We start from the raw sequence: 17,189 nt of genomic DNA, 5'->3' as shown, positions 1-17,189 counted from the left end.
AAACGATGTACGCGTTCTGGTATAGAAATATTTACTAAAGCAACTTGTTTTTTTGTTGTAATACAGAGTAATATGTCGTCAATTCATTATTTATTTCTAACTAATTACTTTCTTTCTTAAGTGCTGCAGTAATAATACATATCCATCCAGCTATAATCGCAACGCCGCCAATAGGTGTGATCATGCCAAGCTTGCTGAAGCTCGTAAGCGATAATACGTACAAACTGCCGCTAAAAATGATCATTCCTGTTAGAATTAATCGACCGCCATTTAAAGCAAGCTTGCTCGTCCCCATTTGTTTGGCGAACAAGGAAATTAGCATTAAACCGAGTGCGCTGTACATGTGATAACGAACGCCTGTTTCAAAAACCTCTAAATAATGATCACTCAATTGTTTTTCTAATCCATGTGCTCCGAATGCGCCTAAAGCAATGGCTAAAGCCGCGTTTATTGCTCCGATTGCAAAATATTTTGGAAACATTTGTTTTCAATCCTCTCGTATTTGTGTATAATTTTACCGTAATTAGTAAAGGAGCTGATATAAATGGAAAATGAAACCAATAACAATGCTAATCCATCTTCCAGCAATGAGCCTTACGGTTCAAGACCCGTTTTCTCCAATGACCAAACCATCTATGAAGGTCCTAAGAAACATTCAGGAATTGGCATTACATCCTTCATCATTGGGCTGCTCTCAGCCGTATTGCTTATTATTGCAATCGTCTCAGGCTTCTCATTCGCTGATCAGATCGCAAATACAGACATCGTTATAGCAGACCCTTCTGATAAAGCAGCCTTTCAAGCCTCAATCGAAGCGCTTGGTCAAGAAGTTCTTGTTTCTATGATGCTTACTATCGTTTGTATTTTTGGAGCAGGACTACTCTCCCTTGCAGGTCTTATATTAGCTATTATCGGTGCCGTTTCCAGCAAGCGTCGTAAAACGTTTGGCGTTATTGGCATTGTACTTAACGTTGTCGTATTTGTAGGCGGTATTGCCTTATTTTTTGTAGGCTCTGCTTCTATTGCGTCATCTGTTGCCTAATTAAATTTCGGCCAGCTGTAAAAAGTCTGTCTCAGCCTCAATGGAGCGCTCGAAGCAGGCTTTTCTTATTCAAGCCGCTTATCTCACCGTTAATTTCGTCCGACTAAAACCTTCCTTCGTCTTATTAACCTCAAGGCAAGCCGGGAATGCATCCTTCAGCTCCTGAACGTGTGATATAACTCCGATCATTCTTCCCGATTTCTGCAAATCAACAAGCGCTGTAATTGCTTTCTGAAGCGATTCCTCATCCAGTGAACCAAAACCCTCATCAATGAACATCATTTCAATCGTCACGCCGCCCATGTGGGATTGAATAACATCCGTCATTCCAAGCGCAAGACATAACGAGGCGTTAAACTTCTCACCGCCAGACAATGTTTTCACGTCACGATTCTGACCTGTATACGCATCATAGACATCGAGGCCTAGTCCGCTTTGCTTGCCGCGAGTTTCAAGGCGATCACTTCTTTGCAGCATAAATTGCCCATTCGATAAATCATGCAAACGCGTATTGGCAGCAAAGAGAATCTGCTCCAAAAACTCAATTAGAATATAGCGCTCGAACGATACCTTAAGCGCATTATCCCCTTTCAGCATCTGGAATATATCCATGACCTCTTCTAGCTTAGCCTCTAGTTCGCTCACATAATCATTGGCCTTTCCAATTGAAACAGCGAGCCGCTCAGCAACTTGACCCGTCCGCATTGCCGTTTGTGCGGCGGCAAATAGTTTCTCCTGCTGCTGCTTCAAAGCAGCAAGCTGCTCCTGAAGCTGCGACAGATCAACTCTAGGTTTGCCTGCAAGCTCGCTTTGCAGTTCAACCAGCTGCTGCATAAGTGAAGCAACGGCTGCTTGGTATGCAGCAATTTCTTTTTTCAACTGTTCTCTAGCTGAGTCAGGCAAAGCTGCTTCTCGATATTGCTGAACCGTGTCAAAACCCGCTTTCACGAGCTCATCCAGCAATCGCTGCTCTGCTAGCTGCTTGTTTTTTTCGGATTCTTGCTGCTGCTGCTCGGATTGCACGGCATATGCTTTCTGTTCGGCCAGCTTCGCTGTCATTTTTTGCTGCTGCTCTTGAACAGATTTCCAAGCAGCTGACATTCGGTCATAAACTACCTGCTGCTCGTTTAGTTTTTCAGTCAGCTTCTCAGGAGTACGCAGCGTTTCTGGGATGCGGCCCAGCTCCTGCTGCAGCGCCGATTGCTGTGACGTTCGCTCAACGATTAAGCGCTGCTGCTCCTGCTGTAGTTGTTCCTTACTAAGCTGTTGCTTCTCGAGCTGCTGCTCCTGACGTTCGATCAACTGCTTGAGCTCAGGAAGCTGCTTCACTTTCAATAGAAGCTTGTCCGTTTCTTCCTTAAGGCCGCGCCAAAGCTGCAGCAGCTGCGCTCGTTGCTCCTCCAGCATGACGGCTTTCAATCCAAATTCCGCCAGCTCTTTAGCACCGTCCTCGCGTGTTGCTTGTGCTGCAGCTGCTTGTGCTCGCGCTTCAAGCCATTCCCGCTCCACTGCAGCTAATTGTAACTTTGCCTCTTGCAGCCGTTCACGAGAAGGAATCTCTGAATGTATGACCGACTTTGCTGGATGCTCCTCACTGCCGCACACAGGACAAGGCATGCCCTCATGCAGATGGGCAGCCAGCAGTGACGCTTGCCCCTCAAGCCATGCAGCCTCAAGCAGATCGTGGTTGTCTTTTGTTTTGCTGAGAGTTTGAGCGAATTCTTTCTCTAATAGAGCGATTCTCGTCATTTCTTTCTCGACGTCAACTACTCGCTTTAATTGTTTCCCCTGCTGCTCAATAAGACGCAACTGATCCAGCTTATCTGTCAGCTCTGCCGTTTCAAGCTCTGTTTCCTTCACTTGTGCATTTGCAGCGAGCTTCGCTTCTCGCAGCTTTATTAGCTCTGCATCCAATGCCTCAAGCTTAGTTGTACAACCCTTCTCCGCAAGTACGAGCTTGTCGATCGCTTGCTGCTGGCTAGCGAGCGTTCTTACGATTGGAGCCATCTCTTGCAATTTGCTGAGCTCACGTTCCGCTTCTCGCCGTTCGTCGCCGCGCTGCTCTTCTACTGCAAACCTCTCAACTGCAACCTTAAAGTCGCGCTCCGCGGTTTCCAGCTCCGCTTGCCTCGTAGCAAATTGTTCCCGCTTCAACTTCGCATCAGCAGCGGTTCGTTCAGCATGCTCCTGATATGGTGCCAAATGGGCTGCTTTTTCAGCAAGCGCCAGTCGCTGCTCCTTCAAGCCATATTCCGGCTTCTGACCATCCAGCTGCTCAAGCTGCGTCCGCTTCCTCGCATGCTCCTCGTACTTGCTATTCAGCGTCATCGCAAGCCTCAGCTGCACTTCTGCCGCTTCAAGCCTTCCTGCAAGCAGCTCCTTTTGCTCTTCCGCTTCTCCTGCAAGCTTCATATAAAATTCGAACTCCAGCGCCAAAGCGTCCGTCACTTGCGTCGCACTATATACTTCCTGCTCAAAGGTTTCAACAAGCTTACTATTTTCTCGCTCTGGCAGCGCCTCTTGTACTTGCTTCATATAAGCATTAAGAGTCGCTTTTGCTTCTTTCAATTGATCCTGCAGCGCACGGTTTTTTTGCTGAAAACGATTTTCCAAACGCTCATACAGCTCTGTCCGAAAAATTCGGCGCAAAATCTCTTCCTTATTATCCGTATCGGAAGTCAGCAGCTTTCGAAACTCTCCCTGCGGAAGCATGACAATCTGACTGAATTGCTCCTTGGTGAGGCCAATAATCTGCTCCAGCCTAGCATTCACGTCAGACAAAATAAAACGGTCTACAGCTGGAATGGGTTCCCCGCTAGTCGTCTCGTACAGCTCGCATTTACCGCCTGTTTCACTTTTGTTCCCGCCCTTGCGATGAGGCATCTGCCTAAGGACCAAGTAGCTTCTCCGACCGATAGCGAAATCGAAATGAACCGCGGTGTGTATTTCTTCTGCAGCAAAATGACTGCGAAGCATACGGGGATCAGCTCGATCCTCTCCACTAGCCGTTCCATAGATAGCAAAACAAATCGCATCAAAAATTGACGTTTTCCCTGCGCCTGTATTGCCTGAAATAACAAACAGGCGTCGATCCTCCAGCATGCTGAAATCAATCGTTTCCGTGTCTCGATAGGAGCCGAAAGCTGTCATTGTTAATTTGATTGGCCTCATAGCATACCTCCTTCCTCACGCAGCAGCTCTGCATACGTATTCGCAAACAACTGTTTTTTCGCTTCCGAGAGTGGCTGCTGCTTTACTTCTTGATAAAAAGCTGCGAACAGCTCGATTGGATCAGCCTCACGCCGTCCTTTTGCCACTCCAGCGTCCAAGCTGCTGCCATCGCTCGAATGGCTGCCTGAAGATAATGGCCTGCGTTCCACATGAAGCGCATTCGGATAAACCGCACGCACCTTCTCCATTGGAAACAATACGGGATTATCATTCAAAAGAGTAACAAAAACATAATCCTCGTTTATTTCATGCTTTGTTATCTCTTCAATAGTAGCAGTTACACGGCGCATATTGCGAAGCGGAAGCAGCTCGCGCTTCTCGATCTCCACTTCACCCGCTTCATTAAGCTCAATGACGAAATAACCCTTCGCATGGTTCTCCTCAGAAATCGAATATTTAAGCGGGGAACCCGCATACCTTATCTTGTGATTGCGAACGAAATGGGCCTGATGCAAATGTCCAAGCGCTGTATAATTAAATTTCTCAAAATAAGCCGCACTCACATGTTCAGCTCCGCCAACAGACAATGGCCGCTCGGAGTCGCTTGTATTAAGCTCCGGCTCTCCGGTTGCCGTAACAAAAGCGTGCCCGACAAACACATGCCGAGCTTCTGGATTCATAGACTCAGCAATGTTTGCTGTAACTGCCCGCATCGCATCGTCATGCGTTTTTATGGATTCATCGCCAAACACGTAGCGTACTTGCGCAGGATCTGCGAACGGAACAAGATGGAAGTGAACCTCGCCGAATTCATCATTTAGCACGACTGGTCCGAGCGTTTTGCGAAGCTGTCCCGCCAAATATAAACCGCGATTTTCCATCATTTTTGTACCAAAATTAATACGGTCTGGACTGTCGTGATTCCCTGATATTGCAAGCACTGGCGTACCTAAATCGATGACGATCCGGCTGAGCAGCTCATCAAGCAATTCTACCGCTTCCGTAGGCGGTACAGCCCGATCATAGAGATCGCCAGCAATAATGACCGCATCCGGCCGTTCGATTTCGATCGCTTGCAGCAGCTGCATCAGAACATAACGCTGATCCTCTGTCATATATACGCCTTGAACGAGCTTGCCCAAATGCCAGTCCGCAGTATGAAATAGCTTCATTCGTCACAAACATCCCTTCCTTGCATTTCTATCTATCTTAACACGTTATTGGTCTATCATTTATTTTAACATCCGATTCATCATGCCGCATAGTAAAGCTGAAATTGCTTTCCGCTATCTATTGCACATCACATAAATACACGATAAAGTTAGACACGGCATACGTTTATCAAACTCTATTCCTATTATAATGACAACGATGGAGGACTACCAAATTGTCTCGTTTCACATCTACTTTATCCAAAAACTACATACTGCTGCTTACTGTCGTATTCGGAGGTTTTCTCATCTTTGGCTTCTCTGAAAATATTAAAGGGCCTGCGCTTCCTAGAATGCAGAGTGAGTTGAAGCTTGACGAGCTGCAAGTCGGAATTTTGTTAGCATTTAACTCCCTTGGCTATTTGCTTGCATGCAGCTTTACCGGGTGGCTTACCCGCAAAGCAGGAATGAAGCTCACCTTGGTGCTCACATTTGGCTCTATGGCGGTATCGGGTGTTTGCATCTATTTTGCAGCCAATTACACCTCACTTTCATCCGCTTATTTCCTCATGTATGTCGGAAATGGGATGCTGGAAATCGCGCTAGCCATCCTTGCCGCTCGAATTTTCATCAAAAACACAGGCACAATGATGAACCTCGCACACTTTTTTTATGGGCTCAGCTCAACCTTTGCCCCGATCATTGCTGCTTCGCTGATAGGTGTTCAAGTATTTGGCTCTGCGCTAGGCTGGCGGGGAATGTACATGCTTATGCTCGCGCTCTCGATTTTGCCCATGCTTCCAGGACTTTTCGCAAAATATGCCGGTGATGAGCAAAAACACGAGGAACGAATCACTTTAAAGGAATTTGCTCGTGACAAGATCGCTTGGCTCATTGTCGTCGTGCTATCTTTCGGAGTAATATCGGAGCTTGCTGTTGGCGGTTGGCTCGTTAACTTTTTGGAGAAGGCTTACGGTTGGAGCGGCGATGCTTCGGCTAAAATGCTATCTGCCTTTTTCTTCTGCTTTATGCTCGCAAGGCTCGTTCTCGGTCCCGTCACTGACAAAATTGGCTACACGAGATCGCTCATTTTACTATCTGCTTTTTCTGGGTTATGCTCAGTTGCAGCCATTATCATCGGTGAACCAGGTGCCTTTTTGTTTGCACTCGCAGGAGTTGGTATCGCCCCAATCTATCCAACCGTCATGGCCCTGCTTGCCAAACGTTACCCAAACAACGCCGATACCGCTATTACCTTTACCGTAACCTTAATGGGTATAGCGAGTGTCATCGGCAACCTCGCTATCGGCGCCATTACAGAATGGACGAAGCAGCTGTTTGCCGGAAGTGAAAACTCACATGCCAGCCTCGTTGCAGGTCTGCAAGGCGGTTATCTATTCATCGGGGCATGTGCGCTTGCCTGCTCGGTCACTTCGATCATTCTTTATCGCATGCTTAGAAATAGGAATGCAATATTGTAAATAGAAATGCCCCTGCCAGTGCTGAAGCTCAGCACGCTGCGGGGGCATTTTTTATACTAGGCAGCCTTATCAAAAATATCTCGATGTTATCATTTTTTTCTTCGTATAAAATTCCACTCCATCCTTTCCATTGGCATGCAAATCTCCGTAGAAAGAGTCCTTCCAGCCCGAAAATGGAAAAAAAGCCATTGGTGCTGGCACGCCTACATTAACACCCAGCATACCGGCTTCCGCTTCCTCGCGGAACTTTCGAACCGCCTTAGCATTTTCCGTATAAATGACTGCTGAATTACCAAATCTAGAACTATTCACTATAGTAAGCGCCTCATTTAAATCTTCCGCGCGCAGGACAGATAATACTGGACCAAATATTTCCTCCGTGGCAATCGTCATTTCAGGCTTCACTTGGTCAAAAATCGTCGGTCCAAGAAAATATCCTTCGCCGCTGCGCTCCGTTGCAAGCCTGCCATCAAGTAGAAGCGCAGCCCCTTCAGCAATCCCGCTCGCAATATACTTTTCGATGCGCTTGCGATGCTCATCGCGTATGACTGGCGTTAAGGTGACGTCATCGCGCATTCCCGAACCGATGATCATCGCTTCCGCTGCAGCTTGCAGCGCCTTCATAAAGCTGCTCCCATCACCGACTGCAACGACAGCAGAGCAAGCCATGCATCGCTCACCAGCACTGCCAAAGGATGAGGCAATGATGTTCTCAACCGTTTTATCGATATGCGCGTCCGGCATTACAATATGGATGTTCTTGGCGCCGGCAAGCGCTTGAACTCTTTTGCCGTTATACGCAGCACGTTCATATACGTATTTGGCAACAGGCTGCGAGCCGACAAATGAAATGGCCTTAACACTGGGACTGCTCGTCAATACATCTACAACATCGTTAGCGCCATGCACCACATTCAGTACACCATCCGGCAATCCCGCTTCCCGCATTAGCTCCGCAAGCTTGTTAACGGTAAGCGGCGTACGTTCTGATGGCTTGAGCACAAAAGTGTTGCCAAGCGCGATGGCAAGCGGGAACATCCAGCAGGGTACCATCATCGGAAAATTAAATGGCGTGATGCCTCCCACTACACCAAGCGGCACCCGGAACAGCTCCGAATCTATGTCCGTTGCAATGTTTGCAAGCGTTGCGCCCATCATATGCGTCGGCGCTCCTGCCGCAAACTCCACATTTTCGATGCCGCGCTGCACTTCTCCGACCGCTTCTTTGTAGCTTTTTCCGTTCTCCATCGTTATAATCTCCGCCAGCTCCTCCGCATGCTCCTGCAGAAGCTGCCAGTAACGAAACAGCACCCTCGCCCTGCGTGGAACAGGGGTTTTGCTCCATGCTGGATAAGCCTGCTCCGCAGCATGCACAGCAGCTTCAACATCCTCTTGAACGGATAATGGGACATAAGCGATTACTGCGCCTGTAGCCGGATTTATCACTTTATCTGTTCGTCCATTTACAGACTCCACCCAAACACCGTTTATAAAATTACGTAATTTAAGCGGATCCTGTAGGGAAATAGGTTCTATAGCCATCCTATCAGCTCCTATGTTTGTTAATTATCGTTGGGAACAAACCTTTTATCCTTTGTCGCACTCAAGGAGCTATCTCCTTTTGGAAATCTATGCTCAAATTTTTACTGCACGTCTTTTTGTTCTCTAACATCTTGTTTAAGAAGCACATTAACAAAATATTTGCGAGCATCCGCCGTCTCAATGAGCAGCGAAGCTTCATCACCGCCGGGGTGCTTAAGCTCCAGCCAATCGCCGCTCAGCCCTTCACGCACGCCAGTAATGACATACTCCTGATTCAAATACGCATCAATCTTGTTTTTCTCCTCGACGAATTGCTCATAGGCGGACATTTCTCTTCCTCCTTTGGCGCTATGGCTTCCCTTTATCCCTCATGTCGCGAAGCAGCGTTGGGACAAGCAGCTATCGATTATCCCCCTTGTAAGGAGCCCGCTTCACATATCGTCCAGCCCCTAGAGAGCCAACAAATTGACAATCTTGAATGACAAATTCACCGCGTGATAGCACGCTAACGGGCAAGCCTGTCACCTTCAATCCTTCAAACGGGTTATAATCGACATTCATATGATGTGTTTCAGCTGAGAGAATACGCTCTGCTAGCGGATCAAAGATGACGATATCCGCATCACTGCCAACGGCAATCGTCCCCTTCTGGGGAAAAAGACCAAACAGCTTGGCGCTGCGCGTCGATACAATGTCTACGAATTGATTAAGCGTAATGCGCCCTTGATGAACGCCCTCCGAATAAAATAGCGAGAATCGATCCTCTATAACGGGGCCGCCATTTGGAATTTTACTGAAATCCCCCCGCCCCAAATCCTTCTGTCCGTCAAAATTAAAAGAGCAGTGGTCCGAACCCAGCGTTTGCAGCTGGCCGCTCTTCAGTGCATTCCAAAGAATCTCTTGATGATGCGCTTCACGAAGAGGCGGCGACCAAACGTATTTTGCCCCTTCAAAATCCGGCTTCTCCAGCTGCGACTGATCGAGCACCAAATATTGCGGACAGGTTTCGCCCCACACGTCCACGCCTTGATTGCGCGCCTCTGCGATTTGCTGGACGGCTTCGGCGCATGTCACATGCACAACATACAGTCTCGCTCCAGCAAGCTCGGCTAGTTTTGCTGCCCGTCCAGTTGCCTCTCCTTCAATAATCGACGGTCTCGTAAGCGCATGATAAATAGGATCGGTGTTGCCTTCCTCCAACGCTTTATGAATGAGAAAATCGATGACATCTCCATTCTCAGCATGCACCATTACCATCGCTCCATGCTCCTTGGCTGCGAGCATCGTCCGAAACAACGTGCCGTCATCCGCTTGAAACACGTTTTTGTACGCCATAAACACCTTCAACGAGGTAATGCCCTCTTCACGAATAATCGATGGAAGCTCGGCAAGCACTGCATCGTTTATTTCACTAATCATGAGGTGAAAGCCATAATCGATAACGGCTTTACTGTCTGATTTTTGATGCCATGCCGCAATGGATTCCTTCAGTGGTTTCCCTTTCGTCGTCAAGCAGAAATCAACAATCGTTGTAGTTCCTCCGAAAGCTGCAGCTTTTGTGCCTGTCTCAAAATCATCCGCCGTAACCGTGCCGCCAAACGGCATATCAAGATGGGTATGTGGATCAATGCCGCCTGGAAATACGTATTTGCCTGTTGCATCGATAATCTCATCCGCTTCCGATTCGAGGTCAATACCGATTTTGGCGATGATGCCTTCCTTAATCRGCACATCAGCTTTATATGTGTCGGCTGCCGTTACAATAACCCCATTTTTAATGAGCCTCACCGTCATCCTATACAGCCTCCTTCTTATCGCCATCGTCAGAATCATTGCTTTTTCCTAGTGACGCAATTGCCGCTTGCCGTTGATTCCAGCTTAGAGCCGGCTCCGTCGAGGGAACCTCTACCATCTCAATCGCACCTTCAACCGGGCAAACAATAGAACAAAGGTTGCAGCCTACACAATCTTCCTCGCGAACCTTCAGGTATGCTGCGCCAGTATCGTCTATATGCCGCTCAATACACTGATGCGAAGTATCCTCGCAAGCGATATGGCATTTATTGCAAACGATGCAAGTATCCTGTTCAATTCGTGCAACGACCGCGTAATTAAGGTCTAGATCTCCCCAATCCGAATAGCGCTCTACCGATTTGCCTATTAGCTCATTGACTGATTTCAAACCCTTTTCATCCAAATAATTGTTCAAACCATCGATCATATCCTCTACGATGCTAAAGCCATGATGCATGGCAGCTGTACATACTTGAACGCCAGTTGATCCCATCAAAATAAACTCAACCGCATCCCGCCAGCTCGATATTCCGCCTATCCCGGAAATGGGTACGCCAACTAAAGGATTTCGGGCACATTCCGCAACCATATTAAGCGCAATCGGCTTAACTGCAGGCCCGCAGTAGCCCCCATGCGCGCCTTTTCCGCCAACATGCGGAATCGTATTCCATGTATCGATATCAACTCCAGCTAGTGAATTAATGGTATTGATCAGCGAGATCGCATCCGCTCCTCCGCGAACAGCTGCTTTCGCTGTCGCGGTAATGTCCGTAATATTGGGCGTAAGCTTGACTATGACTGGCGTCCTCGCTGCCTCCTTGACCCACATTGTCTGCATTTCAACCAGGTCCGGCTGTTGTCCGGAAGCAGCGCCCATCCCCCGCTCCGCCATGCCATGGGGACATCCGAAGTTCAATTCCAATCCATCCACACCGACAGCCTCTACTTTTTTTACAATTTCATGCCATTTCTCGCGTTTAGGCTCCACCATCAATGAAACGACAAGCGCATGCTCCGGAAATCGCTTCTTTGTCTCGTAAATTTCCTTTAAGTTCACTTCAAGCGGGCGATCCGAAATCAGCTCAATGTTGTTGAATCCTGCTACTCGTTGGCCATTGAAATGAATAGCTGCAAATCGCGAGGATGTATTAATAATTGGATCGCCCAGCGTCTTCCATACCGCTCCGCCCCAGCCCGCTTCAAATGCTCGCTGAACTTGATAGCCGGTGTTCGTTGGCGGCGCTGATGCAAGCCAAAAAGGATTCGGAGAAGCTATGCCTGCTAATTGAATGCGCAGATCAGCCATCATTTTCCCTCCCTGCAACTAGCGTTTTGTAAATCGAATAAGCTGCCAGCTTGCCTTGCTGCGCGGCGGCAACCACCATCGCATCACCTTGACCTTCACCGAAAATAACGTCGCCAGCAGCGTAAATTTTGGGATTAGAGGTCTGATAGGTTTCCGTATTCACCATCACCATTCCTCGCTTATGATGCAAGCCCAGCTGCTCAATTAGCGGAAAGTGACGTGTCTGACCAATTGCCTTAATGACAACATCAACATCAAGCAGGAAAGAGGAGCCTTCTACCGGTGTCACCTTTTTTCTTCCTCCTTGTTCATCCTCTTCAAGCTGCATCCTCATGCATTCAAGCGCCTCGACATTTCCATCAGCATCTCCGATAATCCGGCTGGGAGCGCTTAACCATTCAAACTCCACACCATCTTGCTTCGCGAATTCGAATTCAAAATCGTAGGCGGTCATTTCCTCTCTCGTCCTTCGGTATACCATCTTCACCTTTGCAGCCCCGAGCCTCACCGAGCAGGTGGCCGCATCAACCGCCGTATTGCCCGCACCGATTACCGCTACACGTTTACCAGCAAAGTCATTTGTAAGCTCCCTTTTGGTCGCTTCTACAAAATCAATGGCGTCATACACACCGGTTAATTGTTCGCCCTCGATGTTAAGATAAGGCACCTTCGACATTCCTATCGCAAGTAAAACCGCATCATACTGCGCAAGCAGCGAATCTGTGGCTACGTCAGAACCAATTGCTGTATTCGTCCGAATATCAACGCCCAGCTTCTTCACCTGTTCAACCTCCCACAGAGCGATGCTCTGCGGCAAACGAAACGAAACGATGCCATATGTATCAAGACCGCCCGCTTGTTCCTTCGCTTCGAATATCGTAACGGCGAATCCGAATCTTGCAAGCTCGCGCGCAGCAGACAGACCTGCTGGTCCGCCGCCTATAATTGCCACCGATTTGCCGTTGCTTTGACCAGGTTCGAACAGCTGTTGATTATTTTTTATCGCCCAATCCGTGGCATAGCGCTGCAGCCTGCCGATCATAATCGGCTTTGAAGATTCGTTCATTACGCATGCGCCCTCGCACAGCTCCTCAGTCGGACACACTCTGGCGCAGGTCGCTCCAACGGGATTGGCATCCATAATGACGCGAGCAGATCCCTTCATATTGCCGGAAGCAATTTTTTTGATAAAAGAAGGAATGTTGATGCCCGTCGGGCACGCTTTTATGCACGGAGCATCGTAACAGTACAAACAGCGGTTCGATTCCTCTATAGCTTCCTTTGGCCGCATGCCTGCCTTCACTTCTGCAAAGTTTCGCCGCAGTGATTCGACCGGAATAAACACCGCCTTTCCTATTGCGCCCATGCCCATCTCCTCCTTATTCAACTTCAATATTTTTATAGGTTTCAAGTATTCAGTCACGCTGAAAGCTTTACAGGTCTATAACCTGGGCAAGAGTTACTGGTCTACTATAATCGTTCACTTTTAGTCACTTAATCTGTGCGCTGTTCGGTATAGAAGCTCTACACCGAGTTCGATATCTTCCGGCGATGAATACTCCTTCGGATTATGACTTATCCCGTCCTTGCAGCGAACAAATATCATTCCGTAGTTGCAAACATAAGACATCGTTAACGAATCATGGAACGGGCCGCTCATCAGAACGGGCGGGGCAAGACCTATTTTCGCCGCTTCCTCCTGCATTAGCTCCCTAAGCTCAGGCGCGCAGTAACGCGGATCACTCCTCGTATCCTCACGAATCGTGTACGTCAAGCCATGCTCTAAACAAACAGCATCTATCCTCGCAAGAAGCTGTTCCTCCAGCCTGTTCCTGCGACTCCGATCAATATCACGGAAATCAACGGTGAAGCTTACTTTCTCTGCAATAATGTTGCGCGAGTCCGGAAATACCGACAGCGAACCAACCGTTCCTACCGTCGGTGCGCCAGGTTCAGCGCTAGCTAATTCATGGAGTGCGATGATAACCTTAGCGCTGCCGACCAATGCATCCTGGCGCATAGACATTGGCACGGAACCCGCATGTCCTGCGAAACCTGTCATTTCTACCGTCCACCAGACAGGGCCGGATATGCCGCTGACGATTCCAATCGGTTCATGGAGCGACTCCAGCACTGGACCTTGTTCAATATGCAGCTCCAGAAAAGCAGCTATCCGCCCTTCATCAAAGACATAACCTTCAAATGCAGCAGGATCACATCCAAACGCGATCAATGCCTCCCTGCGAGTCACACCATTTTTATCCGTCCGATCAAGCTCCCCCTCCTCAAGCTTCCCGGTCATTCCCCTTGCGCCAAACAACCCTTTGTTAAACCGGCAGCCTTCTTCATCACAAAAAGCGACAACTTCAATATTTCTAGCTGGTTTAAAGCCTTTTTCAACCATCGTTTGAACGGCTTCAATTGCCCCTAGTACGCCAATCACGCCATCGAATCGCCCGCCGTACGGCTGCGAATCAATATGGGAGCCAAGCATAAGTACCGGTGCTGCCGAGTCAGCTCCCACTAGCACGCCGATCAAATTGCCGAACGGATCAATCCGCGCCTCCATCCCCGCTTCAAGCATCCAGCTCCGCACAAGCTCTACACCTGCCAAATCCTCCGTCGACAGCGCCAACCTGCAAACGCCTGTATCACCGATTTTGCCAATCTGAGCGAGCTCATCAATACGCCTGTGCAGCCGCTCCGCATTAATGCTGAGTTCTTTCTCCACTCTTTTATCCGCCTCCCTCAGACACCGAAAACCTGAAGCAGCGTTTCGGCGATAAATACAATCTCATCATCCGTAGTCGACAAAGGCGGGCTCAGCGTCAAAATATTCATAAAACCCGGCACTGTATCGCCATTTTTGCTAATGAGCAGTCCTTTTTGCTTGCACTCCGCAATAATAGCAGCAACTCTAGCAGCAGATGCCGGCTCCTTTGTTCGTTTATCCTCAACCAGCTCGATACCGATAGCCGAGCCGAAAATTCGAAGCTCGCCTACGTACTGATGTGATTCAAGCGGCTTGATTCGGCTAAACAGTTCTTTGCCAATATAGGCAGAACGGCTGACTAAATTTTCACGTTCTATAATTTCTATATTTTTTAGCGCCACCGCGCAGGAAACAGGATTGCCTCCGAAGGTATTCACATGACGGAAGTGATTGTCTGCTCCGCTTTCTTTGAAGCTTTCATACATTTCGGCGGACACTGCCGTTGCAGATAATGGAGAATATGCGCTTGTCAGCCCTTTCGCCATCGTCACTATATCCGGCCTTACCCCGAAGTTCTGATGCCCAAATTTCTCTCCTGAGCGGCCAAAGCCGCAAATGACCTCATCAACAATGAGCAGGACATCATGCTTATCGCAGATCTTTCGCAGCCGAGCTAAATATGGATCAGGCGGCACAATCATTCCACCTCCGGTAATAACTGGCTCAACGATAATGCCAGCGACCGAATCTGCCCCCTCCCATAGGATGGCATCCTCATAGGCTTGAGCGCATTGCATTTTGCAGGAGCCTTTCGTTTGCCCGAAAGGACAACGATAGCAATAGGGCGGAGGCACATGGGAAAATCCCACACCTAGCGGCTCGTATTTCAGCTTGCGCTGCGCCTGCCCTGTGGCGCTAAGTGCCCCCATAGAATTGCCGTGATAGGCGCGGTGGCGTGAAATGTATTTGTACTTAGAGCCTTTCCCACGTTGATGATGATACTGGCGGCCGATTTTGAAGGCGACTTCATTGGCATCTGAACCTGAGTTGGAGAAAAAAAATCGATAATCCCCAATGAGCCATTCATTCAGCTTCGCAGCCAGCTCAATTGCCGGAACATGAGATTGAATGAGCGTCGCATAAGCTACTGTCTTCATCTGTTCCGCAGCCGCTTCAGCTATTTCGACCCGGCCATGACCGACATTGACGCACCACATCCCGGACATGCCGTCGAAATAGCGATTCCCGTCCATATCCGTTAGCCAGCTTCCTTCTCCCGACACGATAACCATTGGATTCTCATTATGAGGAGAAATATGATGCCATAAATAGTTCCGGTCCTTCTCTAACAGCGCTGCTTTGTCTTCTTCATTCATTGCTGCCTCATTCACGCCCATGCCTGCCTTTCCTCCTTCGCGGCTGCCGCTTCTATAATAGAATGAACCGTGGATGAGACCATCAACGATCCTTATAGACTAGCGTATGCGGCTTCTTCGCTGCATCTTCCAAATTGTTTCTGAGATTGCTGCCATGACTCAAAAATAACATCGTAAAGCAAGGCAGGATGCTCGGAAAAGATACCTATTTTTCTGCGGAGTTAATCTTCTAGAAGCTGTTTATGGGGATAAATTCATGTGATCCCTGTTCATTTTCCCTCACATAACCGCTCTGCTCTTGAATATATTGAGTAACAGACAAGAAATAAGCGATTAGCATGTAAGGCTTTTTTTCATTCTGCAGCGTTAACATAATGGAATGAGGTGAGGGAAATGGAGTCAGAGCCGCTATTTATTGTTTCAAGGGAAGATTGGTCGCTCCACCGCAAAGGTTATGAGGATCAAGCGCGACATCAGGAGAAGGTGCACGAAGCCATTAAGCAAAATCTTCCCGATCTGGTTTCCGATGAAAGCATCGTATTGTCCGATGGCAGGCGAACGATCAAGGTCCCTATTAAAAGTCTCGACGAGTCCCACTTTATATACAACTACAACAAGAAGCAGCACGTCGGACAAGGCGATGGCGACTCTCAGGTTGGGGATGTGCTTGGCGTCGATCCACAAGCTGCTAAGGGGCCCGGCAAGGGTCAGGATGCAGGCGATCAGCCTGGAGAAGACGTTGTTGATACCGAGATAAGTATCGATCAATTGGAGGATATGCTGTTTGAGGAGCTGGAGCTTCCTAATCTGGAACAAAAGCAAAAAGATCAGCTGCAAACTACCGAAATCGTTTTTCACGATATTCGGAAAAAAGGCATTATGTCCAATATCGACAAGAAGCGAACATTAATCGAAAATCTGCGCCGCAACGCCAATGCGGGCAAATCCGGCATTGGCGGCATTTCACCTGACGATCTTCGTTACAAAACATGGAATGAAGTCATCAAACCCCAATCCAACGCGGTCATTCTTGCCCTCATGGACACATCGGGAAGCATGGGCTCGTTCGAGAAATATTGCGCGCGCAGCTTTTTCTTCTGGATGACACGCTTCTTAAGGCGCAAATATGAGCATGTGGAAATTGTGTTTATCGCGCATCATACGGAAGCAAAGGAAGTTACTGAGGAGGAATTTTTCAATCGTGGGGAAAGCGGCGGCACCATCTGTTCGTCCGCTTATCAGAAAGCGATCGACATCATCGATAGCCGGTATCCGACTCCCAATTGGAATATATACCCGTTCCACTTCTCTGATGGCGACAACCTAACTTCAGACAACGAACGCTGTGTGAAGCTAATCGGTCAGCTGATGGAGAGAAGCAATATGTTCGGATACGGAGAGGTCAATCAATACAATCGAAGCAGTACTCTGATGTCCGCCTACAAACACATCAACCACAAAAAGTTTATGTATTCGGTAATTAAGGAAAAAGGCGAAGTGTACAAAGCGCTTAAAACCTTTTTCTCCAAGCAAGTGACCGGTGCGTAATAAAAACACAGAAAAAAGCCGTCCCGATGGGTTCAACCCATTCTGGACGGCTTTTTCGCATTTTG

At 48.3% G+C, this 17,189-nt stretch carries 13 protein-coding genes; 3 read left to right on the top strand and 10 right to left on the bottom strand.

Annotated features, from left to right (window positions below; all coding sequences use genetic code 11):
- Positions 1 to 100: 100 nt before the first annotated feature.
- On the bottom strand, positions 101 to 481 hold the full coding sequence (locus AC1DM9_RS17430) for a DUF423 domain-containing protein (RefSeq protein ID WP_430063522.1): 381 nt from the start codon (positions 479 to 481) through the stop codon (positions 101 to 103).
- Between the two features lie 63 nt (positions 482 to 544).
- On the opposite strand from AC1DM9_RS17430, the gene AC1DM9_RS17425 reads away from it, so the two are divergent.
- A complete protein-coding gene (locus AC1DM9_RS17425) occupies positions 545 to 1,042 on the top strand; it encodes a hypothetical protein (protein ID WP_477510572.1) in 498 nt (165 codons plus the stop codon).
- Between the two features lie 78 nt (positions 1,043 to 1,120).
- On the opposite strand, the gene AC1DM9_RS17420 is transcribed toward AC1DM9_RS17425, so the two are convergent.
- Together AC1DM9_RS17420 and AC1DM9_RS17415 are read right to left on the bottom strand one after the other, a co-directional pair.
- On the bottom strand, positions 1,121 to 4,213 hold the full coding sequence (locus AC1DM9_RS17420) for an AAA family ATPase (RefSeq protein WP_477581264.1): 3,093 nt from the start codon (positions 4,211 to 4,213) through the stop codon (positions 1,121 to 1,123).
- Positions 4,210 to 5,385, bottom strand: coding sequence for an exonuclease SbcCD subunit D (locus tag AC1DM9_RS17415; RefSeq protein ID WP_477510570.1), 1,176 nt, complete (start codon positions 5,383 to 5,385; stop codon positions 4,210 to 4,212). The genes AC1DM9_RS17420 and AC1DM9_RS17415 overlap by 4 nt, the downstream gene beginning before the upstream one ends.
- Before the next feature lie 215 nt (positions 5,386 to 5,600).
- Between AC1DM9_RS17415 and AC1DM9_RS17410 the strand changes: the two genes are divergently transcribed.
- Positions 5,601 to 6,845, top strand: a complete 1,245-nt coding sequence (locus tag AC1DM9_RS17410; protein ID WP_477510569.1) for an MFS transporter — start codon at positions 5,601 to 5,603, stop codon at positions 6,843 to 6,845.
- A 69-nt stretch (positions 6,846 to 6,914) separates the two neighbouring features.
- Here the strand turns inward: AC1DM9_RS17410 and AC1DM9_RS17405 are convergent, their stop codons facing one another.
- From AC1DM9_RS17405 to AC1DM9_RS17375, 7 genes are all read right to left on the bottom strand, one after another.
- Positions 6,915 to 8,387 (bottom strand): CoA-acylating methylmalonate-semialdehyde dehydrogenase, encoded by a 1,473-nt coding sequence (locus tag AC1DM9_RS17405; RefSeq protein ID WP_477581262.1) that lies wholly within the window; start codon positions 8,385 to 8,387, stop codon positions 6,915 to 6,917.
- 101 nt (positions 8,388 to 8,488) lie between these two features.
- Positions 8,489 to 8,716, bottom strand: coding sequence for a hypothetical protein (locus tag AC1DM9_RS17400; protein ID WP_477510567.1), 228 nt, complete (start codon positions 8,714 to 8,716; stop codon positions 8,489 to 8,491).
- Positions 8,717 to 8,786: 70 nt separating this feature from the next.
- On the bottom strand, positions 8,787 to 10,181 hold the full coding sequence (hydA, locus tag AC1DM9_RS17395) for a dihydropyrimidinase (RefSeq protein ID WP_477581260.1): 1,395 nt from the start codon (positions 10,179 to 10,181) through the stop codon (positions 8,787 to 8,789).
- 1 nt (position 10,182) lies between these two features.
- Complete coding sequence (gene preA, locus AC1DM9_RS17390) at positions 10,183 to 11,487, bottom strand: NAD-dependent dihydropyrimidine dehydrogenase subunit PreA (RefSeq protein ID WP_477581566.1); 1,305 nt, start codon at positions 11,485 to 11,487, stop codon at positions 10,183 to 10,185.
- A complete protein-coding gene (locus AC1DM9_RS17385; protein ID WP_477581258.1) occupies positions 11,480 to 12,853 on the bottom strand; it encodes an NAD(P)-dependent oxidoreductase in 1,374 nt (457 codons plus the stop codon). The genes preA and AC1DM9_RS17385 overlap by 8 nt, the downstream gene beginning before the upstream one ends.
- Before the next feature lie 120 nt (positions 12,854 to 12,973).
- Positions 12,974 to 14,218, bottom strand: a complete 1,245-nt coding sequence (locus AC1DM9_RS17380) for a M20 family metallo-hydrolase (RefSeq protein ID WP_477581256.1) — start codon at positions 14,216 to 14,218, stop codon at positions 12,974 to 12,976.
- Between the two features lie 17 nt (positions 14,219 to 14,235).
- Positions 14,236 to 15,597: an aspartate aminotransferase family protein gene (locus tag AC1DM9_RS17375; protein ID WP_441909124.1), complete on the bottom strand. Its 1,362-nt coding sequence runs from the start codon at positions 15,595 to 15,597 to the stop codon at positions 14,236 to 14,238.
- A 372-nt stretch (positions 15,598 to 15,969) separates the two neighbouring features.
- Between AC1DM9_RS17375 and yhbH the strand changes: the two genes are divergently transcribed.
- On the top strand, positions 15,970 to 17,124 hold the full coding sequence (gene yhbH, locus AC1DM9_RS17370; RefSeq protein WP_076270296.1) for a sporulation protein YhbH: 1,155 nt from the start codon (positions 15,970 to 15,972) through the stop codon (positions 17,122 to 17,124).
- The last annotated feature ends 65 nt before the right edge of the window (positions 17,125 to 17,189 follow it).

The organism is Paenibacillus sp. 01T431 (assembly GCF_056398625.1).
The sequence above is the reverse complement of the archived record's forward strand: the minus strand, read 5'-3'. Positions and strand labels throughout refer to the sequence as shown.

What these genes read in the sequence shown, in the direction of transcription:
- AC1DM9_RS17420 (WP_477581264.1), bottom strand. Translation starts at nt 4,213, where the DNA reads ATGAGGCCAATCAAATTAACAATGACAGCTTTCGGCTCCTATCGAGAC.
- AC1DM9_RS17375 (WP_441909124.1), bottom strand. Translation starts at nt 15,597, where the DNA reads ATGGGCGTGAATGAGGCAGCAATGAATGAAGAAGACAAAGCAGCGCTG.
- AC1DM9_RS17400 (WP_477510567.1), bottom strand. Translation starts at nt 8,716, where the DNA reads ATGTCCGCCTATGAGCAATTCGTCGAGGAGAAAAACAAGATTGATGCG.
- yhbH (WP_076270296.1), top strand. Translation starts at nt 15,970, where the DNA reads ATGGAGTCAGAGCCGCTATTTATTGTTTCAAGGGAAGATTGGTCGCTC.
- AC1DM9_RS17425 (WP_477510572.1), top strand. Translation starts at nt 545, where the DNA reads ATGGAAAATGAAACCAATAACAATGCTAATCCATCTTCCAGCAATGAG.
- AC1DM9_RS17430 (WP_430063522.1), bottom strand. Translation starts at nt 481, where the DNA reads ATGTTTCCAAAATATTTTGCAATCGGAGCAATAAACGCGGCTTTAGCC.
- AC1DM9_RS17405 (WP_477581262.1), bottom strand. Translation starts at nt 8,387, where the DNA reads ATGGCTATAGAACCTATTTCCCTACAGGATCCGCTTAAATTACGTAAT.
- AC1DM9_RS17385 (WP_477581258.1), bottom strand. Translation starts at nt 12,853, where the DNA reads ATGGGCGCAATAGGAAAGGCGGTGTTTATTCCGGTCGAATCACTGCGG.
- preA (WP_477581566.1), bottom strand. Translation starts at nt 11,487, where the DNA reads ATGGCTGATCTGCGCATTCAATTAGCAGGCATAGCTTCTCCGAATCCT.
- AC1DM9_RS17415 (WP_477510570.1), bottom strand. Translation starts at nt 5,385, where the DNA reads ATGAAGCTATTTCATACTGCGGACTGGCATTTGGGCAAGCTCGTTCAA.